22 protein-coding genes and 1 riboswitch are annotated in these 25,133 nt (G+C 74.4%); of the genes, 15 read left to right on the top strand and 7 right to left on the bottom strand.

Features of this window, described 5'->3' with window-relative positions; all coding sequences use genetic code 11:
- Nucleotide 1: 1 nt before the first annotated feature.
- Nucleotides 2-2,470: a GH36-type glycosyl hydrolase domain-containing protein gene (locus CELGI_RS15390; protein WP_013885064.1), complete on the bottom strand. Its 2,469-nt coding sequence runs from the start codon at nucleotides 2,468-2,470 to the stop codon at nucleotides 2-4.
- Between the two features lie 235 nt (nucleotides 2,471-2,705).
- Between CELGI_RS15390 and dcd the strand changes: the two genes are divergently transcribed.
- Together dcd and CELGI_RS15380 are read left to right on the top strand one after the other, a co-directional pair.
- Complete coding sequence (gene dcd, locus CELGI_RS15385; RefSeq protein WP_041574232.1) at nucleotides 2,706-3,281, top strand: dCTP deaminase; 576 nt, start codon at nucleotides 2,706-2,708, stop codon at nucleotides 3,279-3,281.
- 4 nt (nucleotides 3,282-3,285) lie between these two features.
- Nucleotides 3,286-4,425, top strand: coding sequence for a hypothetical protein (locus tag CELGI_RS15380; RefSeq protein WP_013885062.1), 1,140 nt, complete (start codon nucleotides 3,286-3,288; stop codon nucleotides 4,423-4,425).
- A 51-nt stretch (nucleotides 4,426-4,476) separates the two neighbouring features.
- On the opposite strand, the gene CELGI_RS15375 is transcribed toward CELGI_RS15380, so the two are convergent.
- Complete coding sequence (locus CELGI_RS15375) at nucleotides 4,477-6,654, bottom strand: (Fe-S)-binding protein (RefSeq protein ID WP_013885061.1); 2,178 nt, start codon at nucleotides 6,652-6,654, stop codon at nucleotides 4,477-4,479.
- Between the two features lie 185 nt (nucleotides 6,655-6,839).
- Between CELGI_RS15375 and CELGI_RS15370 the strand changes: the two genes are divergently transcribed.
- From CELGI_RS15370 to mnhG, 6 genes are read left to right on the top strand one after another with little or no spacing between them, the layout of a single operon-like run.
- A complete protein-coding gene (locus CELGI_RS15370) occupies nucleotides 6,840-9,914 on the top strand; it encodes a Na+/H+ antiporter subunit A (protein ID WP_013885060.1) in 3,075 nt (1,024 codons plus the stop codon).
- 5 nt (nucleotides 9,915-9,919) lie between these two features.
- On the top strand, nucleotides 9,920-10,420 hold the full coding sequence (locus tag CELGI_RS15365; protein WP_013885059.1) for a Na(+)/H(+) antiporter subunit C: 501 nt from the start codon (nucleotides 9,920-9,922) through the stop codon (nucleotides 10,418-10,420).
- On the top strand, nucleotides 10,417-11,988 hold the full coding sequence (locus tag CELGI_RS15360; protein ID WP_013885058.1) for a Na+/H+ antiporter subunit D: 1,572 nt from the start codon (nucleotides 10,417-10,419) through the stop codon (nucleotides 11,986-11,988). Before CELGI_RS15365 ends, CELGI_RS15360 begins: the two co-directional genes overlap by 4 nt.
- Complete coding sequence (locus CELGI_RS15355; protein WP_013885057.1) at nucleotides 11,985-12,551, top strand: Na+/H+ antiporter subunit E; 567 nt, start codon at nucleotides 11,985-11,987, stop codon at nucleotides 12,549-12,551. Before CELGI_RS15360 ends, CELGI_RS15355 begins: the two co-directional genes overlap by 4 nt.
- On the top strand, nucleotides 12,548-12,943 hold the full coding sequence (locus tag CELGI_RS15350; protein ID WP_013885056.1) for a monovalent cation/H+ antiporter complex subunit F: 396 nt from the start codon (nucleotides 12,548-12,550) through the stop codon (nucleotides 12,941-12,943). The genes CELGI_RS15355 and CELGI_RS15350 overlap by 4 nt, the downstream gene beginning before the upstream one ends.
- Nucleotides 12,940-13,314, top strand: coding sequence for a monovalent cation/H(+) antiporter subunit G (mnhG, locus tag CELGI_RS15345; protein ID WP_013885055.1), 375 nt, complete (start codon nucleotides 12,940-12,942; stop codon nucleotides 13,312-13,314). Before CELGI_RS15350 ends, mnhG begins: the two co-directional genes overlap by 4 nt.
- 30 nt (nucleotides 13,315-13,344) lie before the next feature.
- Here mnhG and CELGI_RS15340 read toward each other — a convergent pair whose 3' ends face one another.
- Nucleotides 13,345-14,256, bottom strand: coding sequence for an HTTM domain-containing protein (locus tag CELGI_RS15340; RefSeq protein WP_013885054.1), 912 nt, complete (start codon nucleotides 14,254-14,256; stop codon nucleotides 13,345-13,347).
- The gene (locus CELGI_RS15335) at nucleotides 14,253-14,699 is read right to left on the bottom strand and encodes a hypothetical protein (protein ID WP_013885053.1); all 447 of its coding nucleotides are present in this window, start codon (nucleotides 14,697-14,699) and stop codon (nucleotides 14,253-14,255) included. Before CELGI_RS15335 ends, CELGI_RS15340 begins: the two co-directional genes overlap by 4 nt.
- 144 nt (nucleotides 14,700-14,843) lie before the next feature.
- Between CELGI_RS15335 and CELGI_RS15330 the strand changes: the two genes are divergently transcribed.
- Nucleotides 14,844-16,331, top strand: a complete 1,488-nt coding sequence (locus CELGI_RS15330; RefSeq protein ID WP_013885052.1) for a phytoene desaturase family protein — start codon at nucleotides 14,844-14,846, stop codon at nucleotides 16,329-16,331.
- 45 nt (nucleotides 16,332-16,376) lie between these two features.
- Here the strand turns inward: CELGI_RS15330 and CELGI_RS15325 are convergent, their stop codons facing one another.
- Nucleotides 16,377-16,667, bottom strand: coding sequence for a DUF4235 domain-containing protein (locus CELGI_RS15325; RefSeq protein WP_013885051.1), 291 nt, complete (start codon nucleotides 16,665-16,667; stop codon nucleotides 16,377-16,379).
- 109 nt (nucleotides 16,668-16,776) lie between these two features.
- Between CELGI_RS15325 and map the strand changes: the two genes are divergently transcribed.
- The 5 genes from map (at nucleotide 16,777) to CELGI_RS15300 (ending at nucleotide 22,651) form a co-directional block, all read left to right on the top strand.
- Nucleotides 16,777-17,559: a type I methionyl aminopeptidase gene (map, locus tag CELGI_RS15320; protein WP_013885050.1), complete on the top strand. Its 783-nt coding sequence runs from the start codon at nucleotides 16,777-16,779 to the stop codon at nucleotides 17,557-17,559.
- 44 nt (nucleotides 17,560-17,603) lie between these two features.
- Nucleotides 17,604-17,717, top strand: a riboswitch (TPP riboswitch).
- A 72-nt stretch (nucleotides 17,718-17,789) separates the two neighbouring features.
- Nucleotides 17,790-18,899: a thiamine ABC transporter substrate-binding protein gene (locus CELGI_RS15315; protein WP_013885049.1), complete on the top strand. Its 1,110-nt coding sequence runs from the start codon at nucleotides 17,790-17,792 to the stop codon at nucleotides 18,897-18,899.
- 7 nt (nucleotides 18,900-18,906) lie between these two features.
- Entirely contained in the window at nucleotides 18,907-20,685 is a 1,779-nt protein-coding gene (locus CELGI_RS15310) for an ABC transporter permease (RefSeq protein WP_013885048.1), read from the top strand.
- Nucleotides 20,686-20,696: 11 nt separating this feature from the next.
- A complete protein-coding gene (locus CELGI_RS15305) occupies nucleotides 20,697-21,773 on the top strand; it encodes an ABC transporter ATP-binding protein (protein WP_245528121.1) in 1,077 nt (358 codons plus the stop codon).
- Nucleotides 21,774-21,880: 107 nt separating this feature from the next.
- Nucleotides 21,881-22,651, top strand: coding sequence for an SRPBCC family protein (locus CELGI_RS15300; RefSeq protein WP_013885046.1), 771 nt, complete (start codon nucleotides 21,881-21,883; stop codon nucleotides 22,649-22,651).
- 49 nt (nucleotides 22,652-22,700) lie between these two features.
- Here CELGI_RS15300 and CELGI_RS15295 read toward each other — a convergent pair whose 3' ends face one another.
- The gene (locus CELGI_RS15295) at nucleotides 22,701-22,967 is read right to left on the bottom strand and encodes a hypothetical protein (protein ID WP_150104766.1); all 267 of its coding nucleotides are present in this window, start codon (nucleotides 22,965-22,967) and stop codon (nucleotides 22,701-22,703) included.
- A gap of 111 nt (nucleotides 22,968-23,078) precedes the next feature.
- Between CELGI_RS15295 and CELGI_RS15290 the strand changes: the two genes are divergently transcribed.
- Nucleotides 23,079-23,879, top strand: a complete 801-nt coding sequence (locus CELGI_RS15290; RefSeq protein ID WP_013885044.1) for a PadR family transcriptional regulator — start codon at nucleotides 23,079-23,081, stop codon at nucleotides 23,877-23,879.
- A gap of 91 nt (nucleotides 23,880-23,970) precedes the next feature.
- Here the strand turns inward: CELGI_RS15290 and CELGI_RS15285 are convergent, their stop codons facing one another.
- The gene (locus CELGI_RS15285) at nucleotides 23,971-25,104 is read right to left on the bottom strand and encodes a GNAT family N-acetyltransferase (protein ID WP_013885043.1); all 1,134 of its coding nucleotides are present in this window, start codon (nucleotides 25,102-25,104) and stop codon (nucleotides 23,971-23,973) included.
- Between the last annotated feature and the right edge of the window lie 29 nt (nucleotides 25,105-25,133).

Here is a 25,133-nt window from a genome sequence, read left to right as displayed (position 1 = left end):
GTCAGACCGTGACCTGGACGCGGACCGTGGCGCCGGCGGGCGCGTACGGGACCAGGTTGCCGTCGATCGGCGTGCCGTCCACCACGAGCGAGCCGCGTGCGCCGTCCTCACCCGAGTTCGTCACCGAGATCTCGTACGTCGCGCCGCGCGCCACGCGCGTCACCGTGAACGACGGGACCTCGGGACCGATCTGCGGGTCGACGACGAGCCCGTCGAAGTCCGGCCGGACGCCCAGCAGGTGCTGCGAGACCGTGACGAAGTTCCACGCCGCCGTGCCCGTGAGCCACGAGTTCTTGGCCTCACCGTGCCGGACCGCCTCCTTGCCCGCGATCATCTGCGCGTACACGTACGGCTCGAGCCGGTGCACGTCGGAGATGTCCTCCCGGTAGGCGGGCGTGATCCGCTTGTAGTAGTCGAACGCGCGCGCGCCACGGCCCAGGACCGTCTCGCCGATGATCACCCACGGGTTGTTGTGGCAGAAGATCCCGCCGTTCTCCTTGTACCCCGGCGGGTACGTGGAGACCTCACCCATGTGCACCTGGTAGGTGGTGTACGCCGGGTACTGCAGCACCATGCCGTGGTCGGTCGCGAGCATCTCGTTGACCGCGTCGAGCGCCTGCACCGCGGGGGCGTCGGTGTCCGCGGGGCCCTCGCCCACGCCGATCCCGGCCATGACCGCGAAGCCCTGCGGCTCGATCCAGATCTTGCCCTCGTCGTGCGCGTCGGTGCCGATCGGGTTGCCGTAGTAGTCGTACGCGCGCAGGAACCAGCGGCCGTCCCAGCCGTCGCTCAGCACCGCGGCGCGCATCTCCTCGACGAGGCCACGGGCGCGCGTCGCCACGTCCGCCAGGCCGCGGCGCTCCGCGAGCTGCGCGTACTGCTCGCCGTACAGCACGAACTGCGCCGCGATGAAGACGGACTCCGCAGCGCCGCCCTCCTGGTTCTCGGTGGTCTGGAAGGACTCACCGGGCGTGGTGGAGAAGCAGTTGAGGTTGAGGCAGTCGTTCCAGTCCGCACGCCCGATGAGCGGCAGGCCGTGCGGGCCCCGGTGCGTGACCGTGAACTCGAAGGACCGCGTCAGGTGCTCGAACAGCGGCACCTCGGTGCCGGGCTCGTTGTCGAATGGCACGGGCTCGTCGAGGATCGAGAAGTCGCCCGTCTCCTTGACGTACGCCGCGACGCCCGCGATCAGCCACAGCGGGTCGTCGTTGAAGCCCGAGCCGATGTCGTTGTTCCCGCGCTTCGTCAGCGGCTGGTACTGGTGGTACGCGGAGCCGTCGGGGAACTGCGTCGAGGCGATGTCGATGATCCGCTCACGCGCGCGCTCGGGGATCAGGTGGACGAAGCCCAGCAGGTCCTGGTTGGAGTCGCGGAAGCCCATGCCGCGGCCGATGCCGGTCTCGAAGAACGACGCCGAGCGGGACATGTTGAACGTGACCATGCACTGGTACTGGTTCCAGATGTTGACCATCCGGTCCAGCTTCTCGTCGGTCGAGCTCACCGAGTAGGTCGAGAGCAGCTGCGTCCAGTGCTGCTGCAGCGCGGCGAACGCGGCGTCGGTCTGCTCCGAGGTCGCGAACCGGCTCAGCAGCGCGTGCGCGGGCTCGCGGTTGATGAGCTGGTGGGCGTCGTCCGCCCACTTCTGCTCGTCGGGGTTCTCCAGGTAGCCGAGCACGTACACGAGCTCACGCGACTCGCCGGGGGCCAGCGAGACCGAGACGGAGTGCGAGCCGATCGGGTACCAGCCGGACGCGACCGAGTTGGCCGACTCGCCCTTGAACGGCACCGCGGCCTCGCCGAGCGAGTTGTACGCGCCGACGAACGTGTCGCGGTCGGTGTCGAAGCCGTCCGCGGCCGTGTTCACCGCGAACACGGCGTAGTGGTCCCGGCGCTCGCGGTACTCGGTCTTGTGGTAGATCGCCGAGCCGTACGGCGAGTCCTGCTCGACCTCGACCTCGCCGATGGACAGGTTGCGCTGGTAGTTCGTCTGGTCGTCCTGGGCGTTCCACAGGCAGAACTCGACGAACGAGAACAGCGTCGCGCTCTTGTAGGCGTCGGAGGTGTTGGTGACGGTGACCTTCTGGACCTCGGCGTTCTCGCCGACGGGCACGAAGAACAGCGTCTCGACGCGCAGGCCGTTGCGCTCACCCGCGATGCGCGAGTAGCCCAGGCCGTGCCGCGCCTCGAAGTGGTCCAGGTCCGCCTTGACCGGCAGCCACGACGGGGTCCACACGTCGCCGCCGTCGTTGACGTACAGGTACCGGCCGCCCGCGTCCGCGGGGATGTTGTTGTAGCGGTACCGCGTCAGGCGCCGCATCTTGGCGTCGCGGTAGAACGAGTACCCGCCGGCCTGGTGCGACAGGAGCGAGAAGAACTGCTCCGAGCCCAGGTAGTTGATCCACGGGTACGGCGTGTGCGGCGTCGTGATGACGTACTCGCGTGCCTCGTCGTCGAAGTGCCCGTAACGCATGGAGGTGCCTCTCGCGGTGCTCGTTCACGGGGCCGGACGCAGGCTGCGGCGCTGCAGTGCGCCCGATGCGTGTCGTCGACCCCCTGAGGGTGGGTGCGAGAGCGCTCCCATGCGCCTCACGAGACAGGACTATAGCCGCGCATCCGGGCTCCTGGCACCACCCAGTTCCGCATCACCCGCGCGGAGCCGTGGTCCGCGCGTCACGGGGGCCCGGCGCGGGCACTACCGTGGGCGCGTGCTGCTCTCCGACCGTGACATCAGGGCCGAGCTCGAGTCGGGTCGGGTCGGCCTCGAGCCGTACGACCCCGCCATGATCCAGCCCTCCAGCATCGACGTGCGGCTGGACCGCTTCTTCCGGCTGTTCGACAACCACAAGTACCCCGTGATCGACCCGGCGGCCGAGCAGCCGGACCTCACGCGCCTGGTCGAGGTGGCTGCGGGCGAGGCGTTCGTGCTCCACCCCGGCGAGTTCGTGCTGGGCTCGACGTTCGAGCAGGTCACCCTGCCCGACGACGTCGCGGCGCGGCTCGAGGGGAAGTCCTCGCTGGGCCGGCTGGGCCTGCTCACGCACTCGACCGCCGGCTTCGTTGACCCCGGGTTCTCGGGTCACGTCACGCTCGAGCTGTCCAACGTCGCGACGCTGCCGATCATGCTCTGGCCGGGCATGAAGATCGGCCAGCTGTGCTTCTTCCGGCTGTCCTCGGCGGCCGAGCACCCCTACGGCTCCGCGCGGTACGGGTCCCGGTACCAGGGGCAGCGCGGGCCCACGGCGTCGCGCTCCTGGCAGAGCTTCCACCGCACGGAGGTCTGACCCCGTGGCGGCCGACCTCCCGCGCCTGCCGCTCGCGGCCGATCCCGGGCTGCGCAGCCGTCACCTGCTCGCGCTGCCGGAGGGCGTCGAGCCCGACGAGGTCGAGGTGCTCGCCGCGAGCCGCTTCCTCAACGCGCGCTGGGTCGAGCCCGCGGGGGACACGCCCACGCAGCGCAGCCGCCCGCTGACCGCGGCGTTCGGGCTGCGCGTGTCCGGCGCGCGGCCCGCCGCCCGCCTGCTGCGGCTGTCCCGCCACTCGACGCTCACGGGTCCGTACGCGGTCGCGCCGGAGGACGCGGTCTCGCTCGGGCTGCCCGCGTCCACGGTCACGGTGTTCGACGTCGCGTGCTCGCGCGAGCGCGGCGAGCGCCCGTACCCGGGCGGCGACCGGCACGGCCTCAAGCGCGCGTTCCCCGAAGGCCTGCCGGTGCGCGAGGAGGAGCGCGTGCTCCTGTGGCTCGTCGCGGCCGCGCGCCGCCTGGGCGGTGCCGTGCGCACGGGGGAGACCGGCGTGGTGCTGGTGCCGGACATGGAGAGCGCGATCGACCTCACGGTGTTCACCGATCGCTGGGTCGAGCCCGCCGAGGCGCTCGCGATGGTCCAGCGCGTCGCGCCGCGCGCGCGGCTGTCGGTCGCGTCGCGCGAGTGGAACGGCCCCATGGCGGGCGCCGGCCGCGAGGAGGGGCACGTCGTGGCCGGCATGCCCGAGCCCGGCGGCACGGGCCTGCGTGACGCGCTGCGCGAGCACGGCGTGCTGGACGCCGACGAGCGGCGGCGCCTGATGATGGAGGCGGCCGCGTTCGACGAGCTCATGCTCGCGGCGCCGCCCGCGGCGGAGTCGTTCGGCGTCCTGGTGGACCTGGGGGTCGACGGCACGGTGTACGTCGAGGTCTCCGAGGAGACCGACCTCCCGCCGCTGCTGCGCGGTCTGCCGTGGACGCAGGACCGCGTGGTCGCCTACCGCGTGCGGTGGGAGCCGCTGCTCATCGAGGAGCTCGAGGTCGAGCGCCCGTCGCTCGAGCACCGCGTGGCGCGCACGCGTGCGGCCCCGGTGATCCAGGCGGTCGCGCGTGCGCTGCACGCCGCGGTCGGCGGGGAGATCGCCGACGAGGCCGACTTCCTGATCGACCCCGCGGAGGTCTGACCGCGGGGTGAGCCCGCCGGCCGGGCCCGCAGCCGGCGGCCGCGGCAGCCGTCAGGCGCCCGGTGCCTCGGCCAGGCGGGCGCGCAGCAGCACCGCGATGTCGGCGACCTCGGGCACGCCCACGGTCGCTCCCGCGTCGCCCGAGGTGGCCGAGCTCGCCGCCGCGACGCCGTCGGAGAGCATGACCGTGCAGAACGGGCACGCGGTCGCGATGACCTCGGCACCCGTGGCGATCGCCTCCGTGGCGCGCGCGGTGGAGATGCGCGTGCCGATCGACTCCTCCATCCACACGCGTGCCCCACCTGCGCCGCAGCAGAACGCGTCGGCACCCGAGCGCGGCATCTCGGTCACCTGCACGCCCGGGATCGCGCCCAGCAGCTCGCGCGGCGGGGTGTAGACCTGGTTGTGCCGGCCCAGGTAGCACGGGTCGTGGTAGGTGATGCGGCGCTCGTCGTCGGCGGGCAGCAGCGTGAGGCGACCGTCGGACACCAGGCGGTCCAGCAGGACGGTGTGGTGCACCACCTCGAACCGGCCGCCCAGCTGCGGGTACTCGCGGCTGAGGGTGTTGAAGCAGTGCGCGCACGTCACGACGATCCGCTGCGCGCCCACCTCGTTGAGCACCTCGACGTTCTGTCCGGCGAGCATCTGGTAGAGCAGCTCGTTGCCGGCGCGGCGCGCGGGGTCGCCCGTGCACGTCTCGCCGTCGCCCAGGACCGCGAACGTGACCCCGGCGGCGTGCAGCAGCTCGGCCACGGCCCTCGTCGTGCGCTTGGCACGGTCCTCGTACGCGCCCGCGCAGCCCACCCAGAACAGGTACTCGACGTCCGCGGCGGACTCGACGTCGGCACCCACCACCGGCACCTCGAAGTCCAGCCCCTTGGCCCAGTCCAGCCGCGCGCGTGCCGGCAGGCCCCACGGGTTGCCCTGCCGCTCGAGCTTGGTGAACGTGCCACCGAGCTCCTTGGGGAACGCGGACTCCATGAGCACCTGGTAGCGGCGCATGTCGACGATCGCGTCGACGTGCTCGATGTCCACGGGGCACTGCTGCACGCACGCCCCGCACGACGTGCACGCCCACAGCGCGTCGGCGTCGACCACACCCGTGCCGATCAGGTCCAGGCCCGCGTGCGACGGCTCGGCGGGATCGCCCGGCGGCGTGCGCAGGTACGGCGCGGTCGCCGCGGCGTGGTCCCGCAGCGCGAGCGTGACGAGCTTGGGGGACAGGGGCTTGCCCGTGGCCCATGCGGGGCACTGGTCCTGGCAGCGCCCGCACTCGGTGCACGTCGAGAAGTCCAGCAGGCCCTTCCACGTGAAGTCCTCGATGGCCCCCACGCCCAGGCGCGCGTCGTCGGGCAGGTCCTCGAGCGCCGCGAGGTCCACGGGCGTGCCGTCGGTGAGCGTGAGCGGCTGCAGCGGGCCGAGCGCGGGGCCGCCGTCGGGCTCGCGGCGTGCGTAGACGTTGACGATCGCCAGGAACCGGTGCCAGGCCACGCCCATGGTGGGCTGCAGGCCGATGACCATGAGCCACGTCATGGACACCACGATCTTGACCGTGGCGAGCACGACGACGGCGGTCTCGAGCGCACCGGTCGACGCGCCCTGCCAGGCGTGACCCAGCCACGCGGTCAGCGGGAAGTGCCACGCGCTCGCGACCGCATCGCCCTCGTGCGTGGCGAGCGCATGCTCGAGCCCGCGCAGACCGATCACCGCGAGGACGACGACGAGCACGGTCGCCTCGACGTAGTACGCCTGCCAGTGCGTCGAGCCGAAGAAGCGGGACCGGCGCTGCTCGTCGAGCGGCTGGGACGCGCGCGGGCGGATCCGCAGACGCAGCACGATCAGCGCGACGATCCCGAGCAGCGAGGTCCACGCCAGCAGCTCGACGGCCCACTCGAGCGGGATCAGGTGCCCGATCAGCGGGAGCGTCGCGGACGGGTCGACCACCTGGACGTACCCGGTGGCGAGCGTGACCGCGAGCACCGGGAAGGACACCATCACGACCCAGTGCGCATGCCGGACCACGGGGCGGTGCTGGAACCGCTCGTGGCCGAGCACCTCGCGCGCGAGCGTGCGCAGCCGGCGGCCGACGGGCCGCAGCCGGTCGCGCGAGGCGGGCCGGCCGACCGCGACGGTCCGCGCGATCGTCGTCGCGCCGCGCGCGAACAGGCCGACGCCCAGCACCGTCGCCACGGCGACGACCGCCACACACACCCACTGCACCGCGCTCACGGCGCACAACCTACCCACCCGGCCCCGCACGTGACCCGGGCGCCCGTGCGCCAGGTGACAGCGCGCGTGGGGTGAGGGTGGTCACCTTCGGCCCCTCGGCAGGCGGATGGGTGGGAGTCGGTTGGTAGAGTCTTGACCGATCCCCTGCCCCGGCTCACCGCCCCGACAGGACGGAGTCCACGCGCGTGCTGCTGCTGCTCGTCGTGCACCTCGTAGCAGCCCTCATCGCGCCCGCACTCGTCCGGCTGTGGGGACGCAAGGCCTTCTGGGCGCTCGCTGCCGCCCCCGCGAGCGCGGCGGTCTGGGCGCTGTCCTGGACCGGCCGTGTGCAGGACGGGCACGGCCCGGTGCAGAGCGTGCGGTGGATCCCCGCGCTCGGGCTCGAGCTCACGTTCCGCCTGGACACGCTGTCCTGGTTGATGACGCTCGTCGTCGGCGGCGTGGGCGCGCTCGTCCTGGTCTACTGCGCGGGCTACTTCTCGGTCGCGGCCCAGGGCCTGGGCCGGTTCGGCGGCGTGTTCCTCGCGTTCGCGGGCGCGATGCTCGGCCTGGTCACGTCCGACGACATGATCCTGCTGTTCGTCTTCTGGGAGCTGACGACGGTCACGTCGTACCTGCTCATCGGGCACTACACGGACCGCAAGGCGAGCCGGCGCGCGGCGATGCAGGCGATCGTCATCACGACCGCGGGCGGGCTCGCGATGCTCGTCGGCGTGGTGCTGCTGGGCGAGGCCGCCGGGACGTACCGGCTGAGCGAGGTGGTCGCGCACCCGCCCGGCGGGGCCGCGACGACGGTCGCGATCGGCTGCCTGCTGGCCGGCGCCGCGACGAAGTCCGCGCTCATCCCGTTCCACTTCTGGCTCCCCGCGGCGATGGCCGCCCCGACCCCCGTCAGCGCGTACCTGCACGCGGCCGCGATGGTCAAGGCCGGCGTGTACCTGGTGGCGCGATTCGCGCCCGCGTTCGCGCAGCACGAGCTGTGGCGCTGGACGGTCGTGGTGCTCGGGTGCGGCACGTTGCTGCTGGGCGGCTACCGCGCGCTGCGCCAGCACGACCTCAAGCTGGTGCTCGCGTTCGGCACCGTCAGCCAGCTGGGCCTGATCACGCTCCTGGTCGGGCTGGGCACGCAGGCCACCGCGCTCGCGGGCCTCGCGATGCTGGGCGCGCACGCGATGTTCAAGGCGACGCTGTTCCTGGTGGTCGGCGTGGTCGACGCCGCGACGGGCACACGTGACCTGCGGCGCCTGTCCGGTGTGGGACGCGAGCTGCCGCTCACCGCGCTCGCGGGTGCGCTGGGCACCGCGAGCATGATCGGGCTGCCGCCGTTCGCGGGGTACGTCGCCAAGGAGGCGGGGCTCGAGGGCATCGAGCACCTCGAGCAGGGCGCGCTGGGTGTCGTGGTGCTCGTCTCGGTCGCGATCGGCTCGGTGCTGACCGTCGCGTACGGCCTGCGGCTGTGGTGGGGCGCGTTCGCGACGAAGTCCGCCGTGGTGCCGGAGTCGGCGCTCGTCGCGGACGCGGTGGCGACGCAGCAGGACGGTGCGGTCAGCCCCGGCACCACGAGCCAGGCCGCGACGCAGCCCGACGCCGAGCCCGCCGCGATCTCGCGGCCCAGCCTGCTGCTGGTGTGGCCGGCCATGGTGCTCGCGGTGCTCGGCCTGGCCGTCGCGCTGCTGCCCCACCTGGGCGAGGACCTGCTCGCGCCCTACGCGGAGACGTTCTCGGTGGGTGAGCCGGGCCACCTGGCGCTGTGGGCGGGCCTGACCCCCACGTTCGTGCTGACGCTCGGGATCCTCGCGGCCGGTGCCGCGCTGTTCGTCGTGCGCGAGCGCGTCGAGCGGTGGCAGGTCGCCGCGTACCGCGGGCCCGAGGCCGACCGCGTGTACCGGCGGTTCATGCGGCGCCTCGACGACGTGGCCGCGGACGTCACGGGCACCACGCAGCGCGGCTCGCTGCCGCTGTACCTGGGCCTGGTGCTCCTCGTGTTCGTCATCGGCACCGCGTGGGCGCTGCTCGCGGGCACGCGTTGGCCGGACCGGGTCACGGCGTTCGACAAGCCCGCGCAGGTCGCGTTCGGTGCCGCCGCGATCGTGTCCGCGATCCTGGCCACGCGCGCGCGCCGGCGGCTCAAGGCCGTGATCCTGCTCGGCATCGGCGGGTACGCCGTGGCGGGCCTGTTTCTGCTGCACGGTGCGCCTGACCTGGCGCTCACGCAGGTGCTCGTCGAGACCGTGACGCTCGTGGTGTTCGTCCTGGCGATGCGGCGGCTGCCGCCCTACTTCTCCGACCGGCCGCTCGCGGCGTCCCGGTGGGTGCGGCTCGCGGTCGCGCTCGCGGTCGGGCTCACGGTCGCGGGGATCGCGCTCGCGGTCCCGGGCGCGCGCGTGCACGCACCCGTGACCGAGCACTTCGCCGAGGAGGCCGTCACGTGGGGCGGCGGGAAGAACATCGTCAACGTCACGCTGGTGGACATCCGCGCGTGGGACACCATGGGCGAGATCTCGGTGCTGCTGGTCGCGGCCACGGGCGTCGCGTCGCTCGTGTTCCTCTCACGCCGCGGCGGCGCGATCTTCCGCGCGCAGGACGCCTCCGACGACCGCGCCGTGTGGGGCGGGCCCGACCCGATGGCGCCGCTGCGCCGCGGCGTGGACCAGGTCCGGCTCGACGCGGTGTCCACCGACCGCGAGTGGCTGCGCGCGGGGCACACCCTGGCGCCGCAGCGCCGCTCGGTGGTGTTCGAGGTCGTGGTGCGCCTGCTGTTCCACACGATGATCGTCTACTCGGCGTTCCTGCTGTTCAGCGGGCACAACGCACCCGGTGGCGGGTTCGCGGCCGGCCTGGTCACGGGTATCGCACTGATCGTGCGGTACCTGGCCGGCGGGCGGTACGAGCTCGGGGAGGCGGCCCCGGTCCAGCCGGGTGCGCTCCTGGGCACGGGCCTGTTCCTGTCCGCGGGCGTGGGTCTGGTCGCGATGATGCTGGGCGGCACGGTGCTGGAGTCGCGGATCATCGACCTGCACGTGCCCGTGATCGGCGACGTGCACCTGGTGACCAGCCTGTTCTTCGACGTGGGCGTGTACCTGGTGGTGATCGGACTGGTCCTGGACATCCTGCGCTCGCTCGGTGCCGAGCTCGACCGCCGGGCGGAGAGCGGTGAGGACGAGCCGTTCGGTGACGCCGAACGCCCCGACGCGGGGCTGGCCGAGCTGGGCTCGACCGAGCCCCCGGCCCGCTCGACCGCGGACGGGGGTGCGCCGTGATCGACATGTCCCCGAACCTCGTGCTCGTCGTGACGATCGCGGTGCTGGTGACCGCGGGCGTCTACCTGCTGCTCGAGCGCTCGCTGTCCCGCGTGCTGATCGGCCTGGTGCTGCTGGGCAACGGGGTGAACCTGTTGTTCCTGGTGGCGGGGGGCGCCGCCGGCCGGCCGCCGATCGTCGGCCTCGAGCCCGAGGGTCGGATGAGCGACCCGCTCCCTCAGGCGATGGTGCTCACCGCGATCGTCATCACGCTCGGCATGACCGCGTTCCTGCTGGCGATGGCCTACCGGTCCTGGCAGCTGCACCGGCACGACGAGGTGCAGGACGACGTCGAGGACCGCCGCATCGCCCGCCTGGCCGCGATCGACGTGCGCGCCATGACGGACGACGACACCGAGGAGGCGGGGCAGACGCTCGACGAGGAGGCCGAGCAGGCCCGTGACGAGACCGACGAGGGCGCGCCCGGTCCCGCCCCCGCGAACGCCGGCGAGGGGGGTGCGCGGTGACGGACCTGTCCTGGCTCGTGCCCCTGCCCGTGGTGCTGCCCCTGTTCGCCGCCGGCCTCACGCTCGCGCTCTACCGCAAACCGCGGCTGCAGCCGATCGTCTCGGTCACCGCGCTGTCCCTCGTGCTGATCGCGTCGGTGACGCTGCTCGTGGTCGTCGACGACGGGCCGCTCGTGGTCGACGTCGGCGACTGGGCCGCGCCCGTGGGGATCAACCTGGTCGCGGACCGGCTCTCGGCGCTCATGCTGACGATCTCGTCGGCCGTGACGCTGTGCGTCCTGCTCTACTCCCTCGCGCAGGGCCGGGACGACGACGAGGAGTCCGCCCCGATCTCGATCTACCACCCGACGTTCCTGGTGCTCGCAGCCGGCGTCGGCAACGCGTTCCTCTCGGGCGACCTGTTCAACATCTACGTCGGGTTCGAGATCCTGCTGGCGGCGTCGTTCGTGCTCATCACGCTCGGCGGCACGCGCGACCGCATCCGCGCGGGGACCATCTACGTCGTCGTCGCGCTGCTGTCCTCGGTGCTGTTCCTGGTGGCCCTCGCGGCGGTCTACGCGGCCACCGGCACGGTGAACCTGGCGCAGCTCGCGATCCGTCTGCCGGAGATCGACCCGGGAGTGCGGCTGGTGCTGCAGGTGCTGCTGCTGCTCGCGTTCGCGGTCAAGGCGGCGGTCTTCCCGCTCTCGGCGTGGCTCCCGGACTCCTACCCGACCGCGCCGGCGCCCGTCACCGCGGTGTTCGCGGGCCTGCTCACGAAGGTCGGCGTGTACGCGATCATCCGCACCCAGACGCTCCTGTTCCCCGAGGGTCGGCTGGACGACGTCCTGATGTGGCTCGCGCTCGCGACGATGGTGGTCGGCATCCTGGGCGCGGTGGCGCAGGACGACATCAAACGGCTCCTGTCCTTCACGCTCGTGAGTCACATCGGCTACATGATCTTCGGCATCGCGCTGTCCTCGGAGGCCGGCTGGACCGCGGCGATCTACTACGTCGCGCACCACATCACCGTGCAGACGGCGCTGTTCCTGGTGGTCGGCCTGGTCGAGCGCGTGGGCGGCTCGACGTCGCTCACCCGGCTGGGCGGCCTGGCCAAGCTCGCACCCCTGCTGGCGATCCTGTTCTTCGTGCCCGCCATGAACCTGGCCGGGATCCCGCCGCTGTCCGGCTTCCTGGGCAAGCTCGGGCTCCTGCAGGCGGGCGTCGCGGCCGGGACGCCGCTGGCGTACCTGCTGGTGGCCGGCTCCGTGATCACGTCGCTGCTGACGCTCTACGCGCTGATCAAGGCGTGGAACAAGGCGTTCTGGCAGACGCCCGAGGAGCGCCCGCGGCCGGGCCGGCTGCCGCTCGGCATGGTCGGTCCCACGGCGGCGCTCATCACGGTGGGCCTGGTGCTGACGTTCGCGGGTGGCCCGCTGTACGCCTACACCGCTCGCGCGGCGCAGACGCTGCGCGAGCGCACGCCGTACGTCGAGGCGGTGCTCCCCGACGGGCAGCGCGGCGAGGGCGAGTCCGCCGACGCGACGGACCACGACGAGGCCGCGCCGACCGGTGGTGACGACTCATGAGCCTGCACCCCCGTCGCGCCCGTCCCGCGGTTGCCTGGGGCACCATCGTCTGGCTCACGGTCGTGTGGGTCTTCCTGTGGGGCGACCTGTCGGTCGGCAACGTGCTCGCGGGAGCCGCGATCGCGCTCGCGGTGACCACGGGGCTGCACATGGCGCCCGTGGACTTCCACGGCCGCGTGCACCCGTGGGGTGTCGTGCGGCTGTTCACGCGGTTCGGCGTGGATCTGGTGCGGGCCTCGTTCGAGGTCGCGTTCATCGCGCTGCGGCCCCGCTACGTGCCGCACGGCGCGGTGATCGGGGTCCAGCTGCGCAGCCACTCCGACCTGTACCTGACGATGACCGCCGAGCTGTGCTCGCTGGTGCCGGGCTCGCTGGTGGTCGAGGCCCACCGGCTCACGGGCGTGCTGTACCTGCACGTGCTCGACGTGCGGCAGGCGGGCGGCATCGAGGCGGCGCGCCAGGCGGTGCTCGACCAGGAGGAGCGCGTGCTGCGGGCGTTCGCCTCCCCGGCGGAGCAGCGGGCCGCGGGGCTGACGCCGCGACGCGAGGAGGTGCGCGCATGACGTGGGTGGTGTGGAGCGCGGGCGTGCTGATCGCGCTCGGGGCGCTGTTCGCGGTCATCCGCGCGGAGAAGGGTCCGTCGATGCTGGACCGGACCGTCGCGCTCGACATCTGCGTGACCGCGGTGATCGCGGCGGTCGCGCTGTACGCCGCGTCGGACCGGCGCACCGACGTGGTGCCCGTGCTGGTGGTCCTCTCGCTCGTCGGCTTCGTGGGCTCGGTGACCATCGCGCGCTTCGCGTCGGTGGAGCCCGAGGGGCAGGGGCGGGTCCGGACGCGTGAGGAGATCGCGGCCGAGGAGGCCGCGCGTCGTCAGGCCGAGCTCGACGAGATGCGCGAGGGCCACGTGCCCGACGAGCACCACGGGGGCGGCGCGGAGGGAGAGGTGCGATGACGGGCTCCGACTGGGACGCGGTCGCGGACGTCGCGTCCGCGCTGTTCCTGCTGGGCGGCGCGTTCTTCGTGCTCGCGGCGGGTGTGGGGGCCCTGCGCTTCCCGGACCTGCTGTCCCGCATGCACGCGGGCACCAAGCCCCAGACGCTCGGGCTCATCCTCGTGCTGATCGGGCTGGGCCTGCGGCTGCGCTCGGGCGGGGCGGTGTGGGCGCTGGTGCTGGTGGTGGTGCTCGGCCTGCTGACGGCTCCCGTCGGGGCGCACATGGTGGGCCGCGCGGGCTACCGCACGGGCAAGGTGCGCAGCGACCTGCTGGTGACCGACGAGCTCACGCGTGACCTGGAGTCCGCGCAGCGTCGCGACGAGGCCTGAGCCGCCCCGGGTGCCACGTCGGCCCGTGCGTCAGCGCAGGGCCGGTGCCGCGGGCTCGCGCGTGACGTCGGGTGCGGCACCCGGGCGGGGTCGTGGCCGCAGCGCATCGGTCAGGCGCACGTCGGAGCGCAGCGACATCGGCACGGCCACGGCGGCCGCGGTCAGCACCCACGGCAGGTAGTCGATCCCGAGGAACAGCCAGATGCTGCCGTGCATGACCGCGACCGCGAGCGCGAACAGCGCGCGCGTGCGCCGCCACGCGAGCCACACCGGCGCCGTGAGCTCGAGCAGCAGCGCGCCCGTGGCCATCGCGGCGGCCACCGCGGCGTGGTCGGCCACCCAGTCGGACAGCCCGGGGACGAACGGGGACGTGCCCTGCCGCAGCACCCAGGACATGTTGTCGCCGAACGCCCAGCCGAGGCCCGAGTGGCGCAGCTTCTGCACGCCGGTCAGCCAGTACACGCACGCCAGCACCGCGAGCGCGGCCCGCGGGGGCCAGCCGAACCCGACGGTGCGACGGTCGTCCTGCCCGCGTGCGGGTGGGCGGGCCAGCAGCAGCGCGAGCCCCACCCAGACCGTCAGCGCGTCGTTGTGCATGACCTTGCCCGACGAGCTCCACAGCGCGCACAGCACCACGTAGGCGCCCCACGCCACGGCGAACCCCGCGCGTGCGTGCGTGCGCGCCACGACCAGCCCGACTCCGCCGACCCCCACGACCGCCAGGACCACGGGGATCCAGGCGGGCAGGTGCGGGGGCAGCCAGGACACGACGGTCAGGCCGTCGACGAGCGCCGCGGGCCGGTCCGCGATCGAGGCCCAGTCCCGGGCGACCAGCCGCATGCCGATGACGAGCGCGACGAGCGTCTGGACCTCGAGCAGCCGGTAGCCGGCCCCGGGGGCGGTGAGCGCGGCGTCGATGCGGCGCAGCGCGCGCCCCGTCACAGGTCGACCTCCGTCACGATCTCGGGCGTCCCGGACGTGCGCTCGTGGGTGCGCGCGTCCATGGTCCAGGGCGTGCGCTCGACCACGGCCGTGTCGAAGTCGGCCGGGTCCAGCCCGGCCAGGCCGAACCACGCCACGACCTTGTCGTGCCGGGTCTGCGGGGGGTCCTCGTCGAGGCGCGCGAGCTGGTGGCTCGTGGTCGCGAGCAGCTGGCCCCGGGGCATCGGGACGACCGTGCGCGCGCCGTCGGGTGCGACGGCGACGAGCGTGGTGGCGGCACCGTGGGCGGTGCGCACCGTGCTGAACAGGCGGAACGCCGTCACGGGCCAGATCTCCGCCTCCGCGGCGGCGGCCAGCAGCAGCACGCCGACCACGCTCCCGGTGACCCACCGTGCGGTGCGTCGCTCGCGGCGCGCGGCCGCCCCCTCGTCCACCCGGTCCATCCGTGCCCACACTTCCGCGCCCTGACGTGGCCCCCTGTGGCCATGTGGCCACCCTGCCAGACGCCCCGGAGCGAGGGGGCGGGTTCGGGGTGGTGGATCGTCGGGGTGGTTGGATGGACGGACGACGAGCGGGCGGAGGTCCAGGTGCGCGGGCAGCGGGAGGGTCACACGGACGTCGTCGTCGTCGGGTCGGGGCCGAACGGGCTCGCGGCCGCGGTGACGTGCGCGCGTGCGGGGCTGGGCGTCACGGTGCTCGAGGCGCAGCCGACCGCGGGAGGCGGCGCCCGCACGCTCGACCTCGGCCTCGCGGACGGAGTGGTGCACGACATCTGCTCGGCCGTGCACCCGATGGCCTGGGCCTCGCCGTTCTTCCGCGCGTTCGACCTGCGTGCGCGGGGCGTGCAGCTGCTCACGCCCGAGGTCTCGTTCGCGCAGCCGCTGCCCGGGGGGCGCGCAGGGATCGCGTACCGGGACCTGGCGCGCACGGTCGACGGGCTCGGCGAGGACGGGCCCGCGTGGCACGCGCTGGTCGGGCGCCGGTCGGAGCACTGGCAGGACGTGGTGCGCGTCGCGCTGGGCGACAAGCGCAGCATCCCGCCGGGTCTGCTGCCGCGGGGTCTGCCGGCGGCCGCGGGGTTCGGGCTCGCGGTGCTCGAGCAGGGCACGCGCGCCTGGGACGCACGGTTCCGGGGCGACGTCGCGCCCGCGCTGCTCACGGGCGTCGCGGCGCACGCGATCACGCCCATGCCGTCGCTGGCGTCCGCGGGCACCGCGCTGCTCCTGGCGAGCCTGGCGCACGCGGGTGCGGGGTGGGCGGTGCCGCGCGGCGGCTCACGCGCGATCACCGATGCGTTGATCGCCGACCTCGAGGCGCACGGCGGGCAGGTGCTCACCGATCACCGCGTGCGCAGCGCCGCGGACCTCCCGCACGCGCACGCCTACCTGTTCGACACCACGCCGCGCACGCTCGTCGCGATCCTCGGCGAACGCCTGCCCGCGCGCAGCCGCCGCGCGCTGGAGCGGTTCCGCTACGGCGACGGCGCCGCGAAGGTGGACTTCGTGCTGTCCGGTCCCGTGCCGTGGGCGGCGCCCGAGGTCGCCCGGGCCGGGACGGTGCACGTCGGCGGCACGCGGGCGCAGATGGCCGAGGCGGAGTCCGCGGTCGCGGCCGGCCGGCACGCCGAGCACCCGATGACGCTGGTGAGCGACCCGACCGTCGTCGACCCCTCCCGTGCGGTCGGCGGGCTGAGGCCGCTGTGGGCGTACACGCACGTGCCGCACGGCTCCGACCTGGACGTCACGCAGGCCGTCACCGACCAGATCGAACGGTTCGCCCCCGGGTTCCGGGACGTGGTCGTCGCGAGCCGGTGCGTGCCCGCCGCGCACCTGGCGCACCACAACGAGAACTACGTCGGGGGCGACATCTCCGCGGGAGCGGCGACCATCGCGCAGATGTTCGCGCGCCCGACGCTGCGCCCGGACCCGTACGCGACCGGGGCCGACGGCGTGTACCTCTGCTCGGCGTCCACGCCGCCCGGGCCGGGCGTGCACGGGCTCGGCGGCTGGTTCGCCGCGCAGCGCGCGCTGCGCGACGTCTTCGGCATCACGCAGGCGCCGTCGTTGCGGCCCTGACCGACCGGACCGCGACGGTTCCCCGGTCCGGTGGCGCGCCTCGCGTCAGGCGGTCAGGTCGGGCAGGTCCGGATCGCGCTTGGTGCGCTCGGCGAACCGCGCCGTGCCGCGCGTGGCGAACACGCGCGCGACCGCGACCAGCGCACCCGTGAGCGCCGCGGCCGCGACGATCTCGGCGAGTCCCGCGTCGCCCGGGTCCTCGGCCTTGGGCGGCTTGTGCCCGCGCGTGGCCTTCCAGCCCTGTGTGACCGCCTGCGAGGCGATCCAGGCGGCGGCTGCGGCGGTGGCGAGACCCACGGCCTTCGCGAGCAGGGGCGTGGAGGGCTTGTCGACCATGACGACGAACGTACCGGCCGCCGCGCCACCGCGCTCCCGGTCGGGGCCGCGCCGGCGGTGTGATGCCATTGCCGGGTCACATGCACGCACCGGACGTCGGAGACCCCGCATGATCGAGATCCTCAGCCCCGTCGAGCTGCGGCGCGCCCGCCGGACCGGCGCGCTGGTCGCCGACATCCTCCAGACGCTCACCGAGAACGTCACGGTGGGCACCAACCTGCTCGAGGTCGACGCGTGGACGCGCCGCATGATCGACGCCGCGGGGGCCGAGTCCTGCTACGTCGACTACGCACCGTCGTTCGGCCGGGGCCCGTTCGGCCACGTCATCTGCACGTCCGTGAACGACGCGGTGCTGCACGGGCTGCCGCACGACTACGCGCTGGCCGACGGCGACCTGCTCACGCTCGACCTCGCTGTCTCGCTCGACGGCGTGGTCGCGGACTCGGCGGTCAGCCTCCTGGTGGGCACCGCGCGACCGGCCGGGAGCGAGGCCCTCATCGAGGCCACGCGGCGCGCGCTCGACGCGGGCATCGCCGTCGCGGGCCCCGGCGTGGCGCTGGGCGACGTGTCGCACGCGATCGGCACGGTGCTGAGCGCGGCGGGCTACCCGGTGAACACGCAGTTCGGCGGGCACGGCGTCGGGACGACGATGCACCAGGACCCGCACGTGCCCAACACCGGCCGCCCCGGCCGCGGCTACCGGCTGCGCCCGGGCCTGCTGCTCGCGCTCGAGCCGTGGGTCATGGCCGACACCGACGAGCTCACCACCGACGACGACGGCTGGACGCTGCGCAGCGCCACGGGGTGTCTCACCGCGCACAGCGAGCACACCATCGCGATCACCGACGACGGCGCCGAGATCCTCACGCTGCCCTCGGTCGACGCCCCCTGACGCGGCCGCGGGACGGGGGCCGCGCGCGGCGGCAGTAGGATCGGGCCGAACGACAGGGGAGCGTCGGGCCACGGCCCGGGCGCTGAGAGTGCGGACCACCGCAGACCCTCGAACCTGATCCGGGTGATACCGGCGTAGGGAGTCGGGCTTTCTCTCCTCGTGGTCGTCGGCGACCACGGTCGTCGGCGGGTGCGGGGCACCCCTCCTGCCGACGAGGAGGAGCACCACCCATGGCGAGCACGCTCGCTCACCGCCGCACGCTGCGTGCGGCCCTGTCCCTGGTCCCGATCGCCGCGCTCGCGGCGTGCTCGCTGACCTCCACCGACGACCCCGCGGCGCCGAGCACGTCCGCGAGCGCCGGGCCGTCGAGCGGCGCGCCGGGCACGGTCACGCTCGTCACGCACGACTCGTTCGCGCTGGCCGACGGCCTGCTCGAGGACTTCACCGCGAGCACCGGGATCACGGTCGAGGTGGTGCAGCCGGGCGACGCCGGCACGCTGGTCAACCAGCTGGTCCTGACGAAGGACGCACCGCTCGGCGACGCCGTGTTCGGGATCGACAACGCGTTCGCCTCACGCGCGCTCGACGAGGGCGTGCTCGCGCCGTACACGTCGGCGGCCCCGGCTGCGGCCGACGCCGCGACGCACGCGCTGGCGGGTGACGACGAGGGTGCGCTCACCGCGGTCGACTACGGCGACGTGTGCCTCAACGTGGACCACGCCTGGTTCGACGAGCACGACGTGCCCGAGCCGGAGACGCTCGACGACCTGCTGGACCCGCAGTACGAGGACCTGCTGGTGGTGCCCAACCCCGTGACGTCTTCTCCGGGCTTCGCGTTCCTGCTGACCACGGTCGCGGCCTCGTCGGACGGGTGGCAGGACTACTGGCAGGGGCTCGTCGACAACGGCCTCAAGGTCGCCGACGGCTGGTCCGACGCGTACTTCACCGACTTCTCGGGCGGCGGGGGCGACGGGCCGCGGCCGATCGTCCTGTCGTACGCGAGCTCGCCGCCGTCGACCGTGCCCGAGGGCGGCACCGAGCCCACCACGGGTGCGCTGCTCGGCACGTGCTTCCGGCAGGTCGAGTACGCGGGTGTGCTCGCGAACGCGCAGAACCCTTCCGGTGCGCAGCAGCTGATCGACTTCCTGCTCTCGGACGCCGTGCAGGCGGACATCCCGGGCTCGATGTACATGTACCCCGTGAGCACGGCCGTCGAGCTGCCGCAGGAGTGGCAGCAGTGGGCCCCGCTGGCCGAGCAGCCGTTCGAGGTGGCGCCCGACGAGATCGCCGCCGAGCGCGACACGTGGCTCGAGCAGTGGTCGGACACCGTGATCGGCTGAGCACCCCATGACCGCCACGACCACGACCCGGCGCGCGCACGGCGCGACGCAGGGGGACGCGACGCCCACGGCGTCGGGTCGTGGTCGGGCGCCCCGGTCCGGGTGGGGCGGGCTCGGCTGGACGGTCGCGGTCGCGCTGCCCCTCGCCTTCCTGCTCGTGTTCTTCGCCTACCCCGTCGCGACGATGGTCGGCCGCGGGTTCGTCGTCGACGGACGGCTGGACCTGTCGGGGTTCGCCGACGTGTTCGGCCGGCCGCGGACGTGGCGGATCATCGGGCAGACGCTCGCCCAGGCGGGGGTCGCGACGACGGTCAGCGTGCTGCTCGGCGTGCCCGGCGCGTACGTGCTGCACCGCCACCGGTTCCCCGGACGCGCGGCGGTGCGGGCGCTCGTGACCGTGCCGTTCGTGCTGCCGACCGTGGTGGTCGGCGTCGCGTTCCGGTCGCTGCTCGTCGAAGGCGGGCCGCTCGGCTTCCTGCACCTGGACGGGACGTTCGTGGCGATCGTCGCGGCGCTCGTGTTCTTCAACTACGCCGTGGTGGTCCGGGGCGTCGGTGGGCTCTGGGAGCGCCTGGACCCGCGGGCCGAGCAGGCCGCCCGGGCGCTGGGCGCCACGCCGTGGCGCGCGTTCCGCACGGTCACGCTGCCCGCGCTGACCCCCGCGATCGCGTCCGCCGCGTCGCTCGCGTTCCTGTTCTGCGCCACGGCGTTCGGCACCGTCCTGGTGCTGGGCGGTCTGCGGTTCGGCACGGTCGAGACCGAGATCTGGGTGCAGACCACGCAGTTCCTCGACCTGCGCGCGGCGGCCGTGCTGTCCGTGGTGCAGCTCGTCGTGGTCGGCGCGGCGCTCACCGTGGCGGGCCGTGCCCGGGGCCGTCGCGAACGTGCCCTGCACCTGGCGGAGCCCGAGCTCGTGGTCCGGCCGCTGCGGCTGCGCCGCCCCGCCGGGACCCCGCGCCACGACGGGCACGCGCTGCTGCTGGCCGCCACGGGCGTCACGGCGCTCGTCGTCGTGCTGCTCGCGCTCCCGCTGGTGAACCTGGTGGTGCGCTCGCTGCGGGTCGGCGACGGCTGGGGGCTGGACCACTACCGCGCGCTCGGCACCGTGGGCGGCGGCGTCACCGTGACGGTGTGGCAGGCCGCGCTCACGTCGCTGCGCACCGCGGTCGACGCGACCGTGCTCGCGCTCGTCGTCGGCGGGCTCGTCGCGCTCGTGGTCTCACGTCGGCCGCGTCGCCCCGCCGCGCGCCGCGCGGTCGCGGGGCTCGACGCGCTGTTCATGCTGCCGCTCGGCGTGTCCGCGGTGACCGTCGGGTTCGGCTTCCTGCTCGCGATGCACGAGCCGCTGGGCCTGCCCCTGGACCTGCGACGTTCGCCCCTGCTGGTGCCGGTCGCCCAGGCCGTGGTGGCCGTGCCGCTCGTGGTGCGCACCGTGCTGCCCGTGCTGCGCGCGATCGACCCGCGCCTGCGGGAGGCGGCCGCGACGCTCGGCGCCGCGCCGGGGCGCGTGCTGCGGACCGTGGACCTCGCGCTCGCGGCCCGCTCGATCGGGCTCGCGGCGGGCTTCGCGTTCGCGGCGTCGCTGGGGGAGTTCGGCGCCACGTCGTTCCTGGCGCGGCCGGAGAACCCCACGCTGCCCGTGGTCGTGTTCCGGCTCATCGGCCGGCCCGGGCCCGAGTCCTACGGCATGGCGCTCGCGGCATCGGTGGTGCTCGCGGCGCTGACCGCCGCGGTCGTGGCACTGTGCGAGCGGCTGCGGCGCACGGGCGATGGAGGCGAGTGGTGACGGATCCGACGGTGACCTCCCTGACCGGGCCCCGCCGCGCGGGCGCGCCGGCCCGCGACGGCCTCGGGGTGCGGGACGCGGTCGTGCGGTACCCCGCCGCGCGGCGGGGGCGGACCGGGACGACGGCGGTCGACGGCGTGAGCCTCGACGTCGCACGTGGTGAGGTGCTCGCGCTGCTGGGTCCCTCGGGGTGCGGAAAGTCGTCGCTGCTGCGTGCGGTCGCCGGCCTCGAGCCGCTCGCCGCGGGCGCCGTGACGTGGGCGGGCGAGCCCGTGACCGACGTGCCCGTGCACCGCCGCGACTTCGGGCTCATGTTCCAGGACGGGCAGCTGTTCGGGCACCGCGACGTCGCGGGCAACATCGCCTACGGGCTCGCTGGCCGGCCGCGCGCCGCGGTCGCGCAGCGCGTCACGCACCTGCTCGAGCTCGTCGGCCTGCCGGGCGCGGGTCCGCGCGCCGTCGCGACGCTCTCGGGCGGTGAGCGCCAGCGCGTCGCGCTCGCACGTGCGCTGGCCCCGGGGCCGCGGCTGCTCCTGCTGGACGAGCCGCTGTCGGCGCTCGACCGGTCGCTGCGCGAACGGCTCGCGCTGGACCTGCGTGCGGCTCTGCTGGCCACGGGCACCACTGCCCTGTTCGTCACGCACGACCAGGACGAGGCGTTCACGGTGGCCGACCGCGTCGCGGTGATGGCCGCGGGGCGCCTCCTGCAGGTCGACGCGCCCGGCGCGCTGTGGCGGGCCCCGGCCGACGAGCAGGTGGCACGGTTCCTGGGGTACGAGGCGTTCGTCGCGGTGCGCGACGCACCCGCGCCGCTGCGGGACGCGGCCGGGCCCGCCGCGGGCGGTGCGCAGCTCGCGCTCGCGCCCGGGGCGCTCGTCGTGACCGCGGACGACGAGCGCGGCCTCGTCGGGACCGTGCTGGCGGTCCACACGCGCCGCGGGCGGCCGACCCTGAGCGTCGTGGTGCCCGGGCTCGGCGAGGTCACCGCGAGCGCGTCCGGTGTGGCCGGTGCGGTGCTGCCCGCGCCCGGCACGGCGGTGACGCTCGGCGTGACTCCGGACGCCGTGGTGGTGCTGCCCGCCGCGTGACGTGCGGCCCGGCGCCGCCGGACCGACGTGCGGCGCGCGGAGGCCCGGGCTAGCGTCGAACGGGACGGAGCTCGTCCGTCGACGTCGACGGTCAGAGGTGATGCGCGATGTCCCTGGAACGCCGCGAGATCGTGTCGCTCGAGATCCCCGCCGATCCCGCGACCGTGTGGGCGCACCTGCGCGACCCGGCCCTGGTCCGCCGCTGGCACGCGTGGGAGCACGCCGGGCTCGAGGACGAGATCCGTGCGCTGGTCACCTCGGCGGTCGAGACGCGCGACCTCGAGGGCGACCGCGCGGTGCGCACGCTGACGTGGCCGAACCACGACGCGGTCACGGTCGCGAGCTCGGCGCACGAGCCGCACACCACGCGCCTGACCGTCACGCGGCCGAGCCACGACCGGTACTCCGACGACTACGACGGCGTGCTCGACGAGCGCGACGAGCGCTGGCTCGCCGATGCGCACCAGCTGCGGTTCGCGCTGCGCGTGCACCCGGGCCAGGAGCGGCGCACGCTGTCCGCCGACGGGCTGGACGCGGGCGACCGTCATGACCGCCTGCTCGACCGGGCCGGGCTGCACGGCGTGCGTGGTGTGCCGGTGGGCGGGCACCTGCAGGCGCGACGCCCGGACGGCACGCTGCTGGGCGGGACGGTGCTGTACAAGACCGAGCACCAGCTGGGGCTCCAGCTGCACGGCATCACCGAGTCGCTGCTGGTGATCCGCGAACGGCCCGCTGGCAGCCACCCGCCGCACGGCACCGTGGACGCGGTGCTGTCGGTCTACGGGATCGACGACGAGACGTTCGAGCAGGTCATGCAGCGCTGGTCGGGCTGGTGGCAGGCCGCGGGCGCGCCGCCCGCGGTCGTCGGCGGCCGGTAGGCGGGCGCGGCCCCACCGGGTGCGTCCGGGCGGGCGCGGGTGGTGACGCTCAGGACGTCGGTGCGCGGCCGTCCGGGCTCCGTCGCGGCTCGAGCGGCGAGACGGCGTACGTGACGACGTAGGCCACCAGGAACGCGATCCAGGGGAGCCGGCCCGCGGCCGACGACCACGCGAGGTAGGCGGTCGCGACGAACGCGAGCGTGAGCGCGGCACCGACCAGGACGATCAGGGGCGTCCGGCCGGTCCGGCGCACGTGCGCGACGAACAGCCCGACGATCACGCCGCCGACTGCCGCGAGCACCACGGGCATGGCCACCTCCGGGTCCGGACTGTACGCGGATGCCCATCGGGGTTGTCAGCGATGTATCAACGATATATCGTGACCGTGTCGCCGACATCCGGTGGCCCCTGACCTGAGGAGAACCTCATGCGACACCACCACGACGCGGGGTTCGAGCGGCGCGACCAGCGCCCCGACCCCACCGACACCTTCTTCCCCCGTGACCGTGACGAGCGCCGTCGGCGCCCGGACGGTCCGTTCGCCGCCGACCCGACCTGGGGCCCCTCCCGGGGCCGACGCGGCCCGGGCTTCGGTCCCGGCTTCGGCGGGCCCGGCGGTCCCGGGTTCGGCCCGGACGACGACCCGCGCGGGGGCCGGTTCTTCGGCCCCGGCGGACCGCACGGCCCGGGCCCGGGCGGGCGCGGGCACCGCGGCCGTCGCGCCGGCCGCGGGGACATCCGGGCCGCGGTCCTGCTGCTGCTCGCCGAGCAGCCGATGCACGGCTACCAGCTGATCCAGGAGATCGACCAGCGCACGCAGGGGCGGTGGCGCCCGAGCCCGGGCGCGATCTACCCCGCGCTCGCGATGCTCGAGGACGAGGGCCTGGTCACGATCGAGCGCGCGTCGGGCCGCAAGCTCGCGACCCTGACCGAGGCGGGCCGCACGTACGTGACCGAACGCGCCGACGAGCTCGGCGACCCGTGGCAGGCCGCCAACGAGCGGTCCGAGCACCCCGCGCACGTGCTGCGCTCGGCGCTGCACGCGCTCGCGGGCGCGGCCGAGCAGGTCGCGCGCACCGGCACGCCCGAGCAGGTCGCGAGCGCGGCGGCGTCCATCGACGCCACGCGGCGGGCGCTGTACCGCCTGCTGGCCGACGAGCCGACGGATGCCCCGCCGACCACGGCACCGGCGACGCCTGCCGAGCCCACCGGGCCCGTCGACGCCTGACCGTCGGCACCGACCGGCCGCTGCGGCGGCCGCCGCGCCGCGCGCTCGCAGCGAGGCCCGGCAGCCCGCATCAGCCGGCTGCCGGGTCTGCTCACGGCCGGGCGACGTCCCCGGGTGCGGCGTCGCCGAGCCGGAGCTGCCACTCGCCCGAGCACCCCGCGGGGCGGAAGCCGAGCGCGATGTTGATCGCGAGCATGTGGTCGTTCTCCTCGGCGTTCCACGTGCCCACGCGTCGCGTCTGCGGACGGGCCGCCGCGAGACGCTGCAGGTTGGTCGCCTTGAGCAGCATGCCGAGCCGGCGCCCCCGGTGCCCGGGCACCACGAGCGTGTCCTCCTGGTGCACGTAGTGGACCGCCGGGGGGATCGCCTGCAGCACCGTGTAGCCGACGAGCGTGCCCGACGGCACGTGCTCGACCGCCGTGGTCCAGTCGACGATGCCGCGGCGCGCGTGCTCGTCGTCGCGCAGGCGGACGCGCTCGTCGTCCCACCGCTCCTGCTCGTACTCGAGCCCCGCGAGCGGGACCCCGTCGCTCATGACCGTGAACAGCGCGGCCATGCCCGCACGCCACCGCGGCGGCACGGGCCCCTCCCAGCCGACGGTCCGGTACTCGGGGCCCGCGATCGCGGCGGACTCGGCGCGCGCCCGCTCGACCTCGTCGGCGTCGAGCGGCAGCCGGACGATCGACCGACGCGCGACCTGCTCGAGCTGCCAGCCCCGTGCGGTCAGGAACCGCGCACCCGCGTCGTCCGCGGGCACGCGGCCCGAGCCGGTCGGTGCGGCCAGCGACGCCGCGCCGGGCGCGGGCTCGGCCGCGTGGTCGGTCTCCGCCATGAGCGTGGTGCGCCCGTGCGCCCGCGCGATCTCGAGCGCCGCGCCGTACAGCGCGGTGCCCACGCCGCGTCCGCGACGTCCGGGCCGGACCTCGGCGCCCACGTACGCCCACGCCGTGTTGTCCTGCATCGGCAGCACGACGATCCCGAGGCCGTGCACCGCGTCGGGCTCCGGCTCGTCGGGCGCGTCGTCGTCGAGCGCGACCAGGCGCACCACCTTCTCGTACGCGTCGTCGCGCGTGGCCCCGTGCACCTCCTGGGGCGTGCGGACGTAGTCGTCGTCCCCCCACGTGTGCAGCGAGATCTCGTTGTGCGCGTCCACGTAGCCGCGCAGGAGGGCGGCCGCCGGCTCCGTCGCCGTGGCCGTGGGCAGGACCCGCCGGACCGTCGTCATGCGTGCCACCCTCCGGCGGTCGCGCGGCC

Source organism: Cellulomonas gilvus ATCC 13127 (assembly GCF_000218545.1).
Taxonomy (GTDB): Bacteria; Actinomycetota; Actinomycetes; order Actinomycetales; family Cellulomonadaceae; genus Cellulomonas; species Cellulomonas gilvus.
Note: the sequence above shows the minus strand (reverse complement) of the source record. Positions and strands in the feature narration are given on the sequence as shown.